The 4113-nt window shown below is 36.1% G+C and carries 2 protein-coding genes; both read right to left on the bottom strand.

Annotated features, from left to right (window positions below; translation table 11 throughout):
• Positions 1-250: 250 nt before the first annotated feature.
• Positions 251-463: a hypothetical protein gene (locus P618_RS01400; RefSeq protein WP_156918952.1), complete on the bottom strand. Its 213-nt coding sequence runs from the start codon at positions 461-463 to the stop codon at positions 251-253.
• A gap of 29 nt (positions 464-492) precedes the next feature.
• The gene (locus P618_RS01395; protein ID WP_021827704.1) at positions 493-3123 is read right to left on the bottom strand and encodes a valine--tRNA ligase; all 2631 of its coding nucleotides are present in this window, start codon (positions 3121-3123) and stop codon (positions 493-495) included.
• Positions 3124-4113: the final 990 nt, after the last annotated feature.

The raw sequence follows: 4113 nt of genomic DNA, 5'->3' as shown, positions 1-4113 counted from the left end.
CATACTGCAAATTAAAATTATTGAAAGTGAAAACCTCATTGAATCATTTTGCAATAAAACAAAAACTATTGTTAAAAGCCAATGTTTTAATGTTCAATGAACTTCAAATTTTGAAAGGTGCTAAGATGAGTTATCATGTTAAAATTTGAACGTAACACGTCAAATTTTAATCATAATCCAAACCACATGTTGTTGGGACTAAACATGTTTCGATGTTTTGAAACTTGTGCTTCAGCTTAATCCGAAAGCGCTATGTTGTGCGTCTTTTTCTTTGTCCAAACAAATTTTCATATTTTATAAGGAAAATTAGCGTCTGGATACATCGTTTAGAAGCCTTTATGCCCAGATCAGAAAAGAGTTTACTATTGTTCAAAGGACGTTTTTGATCTTTTAAACTTTGTAACATCGCAGAAGCGATCTGGCATGCGTTTAACACATGCACTGTTTTTACCCCCTGTAACAACAGGGCTCCCAAAAAGGCAATTTTTATCTTTACGTTAAACGATCTGCCTGACTTAACATAAACAGATCTGTTTCTATTTTTTTAAGAATTTCTCTATTGTGCGCACAACGATGCTCTACTCCTTTAACAACATTTGAGGCGGCTTTTTGACAAAATTCTTGACAAGACAAACGCCTTTCCTCTTCTTCAAGCTGCATTTTAATTTTTTGATGATTTTTCTTAAGACGTGCCAACTCTTTTTCTATATCAACTAGGTGTTGAAGCAAAAAAATAACTGTCATCGTGCTCAAATGTACACTAAATCCTGCACTCGATAAAGGAGGATGTTCTTCATGCAGTATGCATGTTGTACGCGTGATACGTTCTATAAAATTTTTATGGTAATCCAAAATTTTTCTATCACTTTGTGTGTACACATGAATTTCTACGCAACGATTAAAAGAAATTTTAAACTCTGCTCTTAAACGTCTAATCGCAGTAATAAGCTCTTGAACACGCTCAATTGATGAATCAGAAGAATAATCTGTCATCAAAACGGGCCAAGATTGCTGAAAAACTCCGGATATTTCTTGAGGATTCCATATCTCCCATAACGCTTGTGCTGTGAAAGGAATAAAGGGTTGCAAGATAATGCATGTTGTATTTAAAACCCAGCCCATTACATGACGAGCTTCTTTAGGATCTTCTTCGTATTTCAGCGTATCCTTAATCCATTCAAGATACCAATCACATACCACCGACCAAACTGTGGTATATACCATGGAAGCAGCTTCATGAAAATTATAAGAATCTAAAGCTTTTTTCACACCATCAGAAAGTTCAGTAATACGCGAAATTACCCAACGATTCATATCTTGAAAAATTTCATTAGGTAAATCAAATTTTCCCTGAATACAATGTAGCTCTGCAAATCTCCCCATGTTAGATAATTTAGTAATAAAATTTCTGGCTTGCTCGACATGTTTTATACCAAAAGCTGTATAAGAAGAGGGGGTTGAAACCAATGCTAAAGCAAAACGTAAAGCGTCCACTCCATACTGATCAGCCAGCTCCATAGGATCAATCACGTTTCCTTTTGTTTTAGACATCTTTTTTCCTTTTTCATCACACACTAACGGATGAATAACGATGTGCCTAAATGCGGGAGCTCCAGTCAATTCTATGCCCAACATCATCATTCTAGCAACCCAGAAAAAAATAATATCGAATCCAGTAACAAGAACACTTGTGGGATAACAGGTTTGGAATAAAGAAGCGTCTTTTTTGGGCCATCCTAATGTAGAAAAAGGCCAAATTCCAGAAGAAAACCAAGTATCTAAGACATCTTCTTCTTGCGTTAAAGTTCCGCTCCCCCCCTGGGCTTTAAATAAAAGCTCTGCTTCTTGCTGAGTATGCGCTACAAATATATTTCCTTCTTGATCATACCATACTGGAATTTGATGTCCCCACCAAAGTTGACGAGAAATACACCAAGGCTGAATATGCACAAGCCACTCTTCATAAGTTTTTTCCCAATCTTTTGGAAAAAATTGACATACTCCACTTTTAACGATCTCTAATGCCTTTTGTGCCATCTCAGTCGTATCTAAAAACCATTGCTCTGTTAGACGAGGCTCCACAATCACTCCAGAGCGTTGACTATAAGGAACACTATGCTGAATTAAAGACTGAGAAATCAAATTCTCTCCTAAGCGGTCTACAATCAAGCGTCGAGCAGATACACTATCCAAACCTTGAAATTCTTTCGGAGCATTCGTATTCAAACATCCCGCATCATCTAAAAGATCAATGTAAGGCAAACAGTGACGTTGAGCGATAGAAAAGTCTAAAAAATCATGAGCCGGGGTGATTTTTACTGCCCCAGTCCCTTTTTCTATATCTATAGCCTCATCTGCAATAATAGGAATCCAGCGAGAAACAAGAGGAACACACGCTTTTTTTCCTATATAATGTGTGTAACGTTCATCTTTAGGATGCACTGCGATCGCTGTATCTCCCAGCAATGTTTCAGGTCTTGTAGTTGCCACATGAATTTTTTCTCCTCCCTCTACATCATAGGAGATCGTCCATAACGTTCCAGTTTCTTGAACATTTTCTACTTCTAAATCTGAAAGAGCTGTACGTAATGCAGGGTCCCAACTGACTAAACGTTTTGCTTTGTAAATTTTATTCTTTTTATACAAACGAATAAAAGCCTCTTTTGTGGCATAAGAAACTCCCTGATCTAACGTGAAAGTAAGTCGTTCCCAATCTGCAGCAAACCCCATACGTTTCATTTGATGTAAAATACGCTCTTCGTGCTCTTCCTTCCATTTCCACATATATTGCAAAAAAATTTCACGCCCCAAAGATTTTCGGGTTTTTCCTTCCTTTTCTAATGCTTTTTCTACCATCATTTGTGTGGCGATTCCCGCATGATCAGTTCCAGGAAGCCACAACACATTTTTCCCTAAAGATTTATGAAAGCGTATTAAAATATCTTGCTGGGTCGAGGATAAAGCATGCCCTAAATGTAAAGCGCCCGTTACATTTGGAGGTGGCATAATGATAGTATAGGACTCTTTCGTACCATCGTTTTCGTCATAACGAAAATGTGCCCACCATCGTTGTTTAAGATATTCATCTTGTTCTATTTCACAAAATCTATATGGAATATTCATTTTTGCGTTTGCCTGAAATTTAATTTGAGCTGCGAGATAAAGGTATCAAATTTAGAAAAAAAAAATAGATCTTATTCTTGATAAAAATCCTTATTTCTCGAAACAAATCTTAAAAAACGAATTTATCGAATCTTAAACTCAAAATACAGGAACAAAAAGATATGTTAAGATATATTACTCTTTGTTAAATCTATTGTTCATAATGCGTATTTGAAAGAAATACTTCTCTAAAATTATACAAAATTCATTCGTATTCATAATTTTCAACGATATCTATGAAGTGATTTTTCGCCTCAGTTCACACGCACATCAAGCGCTGAATTTTATGTTGAGCACGTTAAAAATCTGAGAGTTTTGATGTTTAGATAGATTTACGTCAACATACGACTATAGTGTCGTATTAAGGTCATCAGCAATGCATTACAAGAAGTGTAATTCCGAAAACTGCATAAGGAACGGTATAGTACGCAAGGTTCAGGAATGAGGTTATACCTTTGTTGAAGGTGGCAAAAGGGAAAACGGCTGTCAAAAAAGCCTTATACTTCATTTTATACTCTTTAGCTAAGGCATTATTCTCCTTCTATTATATACAGAGTGGGTGATGGCAGAGATGAAAAAAATACAAGGATCTTCGGTTTCAGGTCACATTCAAACAGTGAAATTTGATGAAATGTGGCATTTTTTTCAAAAAAAGTCAAAAACTCTGGATTATCAAAGCCGTTGATCGTAGCATACGCAGAACTGTTGCCTAGGTTACAGGAAATTGTGATGCTGCAACATTCACACGACTTTACGAAAAAGTCAAACACAAACATCTGAAAAATTGCACATTTTATACTGATGACTGGGATGTTTTCTCTAAAGTCTCTACCAAAAAATCGCCATAGTATTGGAAAATCAGGCACTGTATGCATAGAGCAAGATCATAACTCATCTTACGTAGCACCTTTCAAAATTTGAAGTTCATTGAACATTAAAACATTGGCTTTT

It is taken from the genome of Holospora obtusa F1 (assembly GCF_000469665.2).
Classification (GTDB): domain Bacteria; phylum Pseudomonadota; class Alphaproteobacteria; order Holosporales; family Holosporaceae; genus Holospora; species Holospora obtusa.
This window is presented reverse-complemented; position numbering and strand designations above follow the sequence as displayed.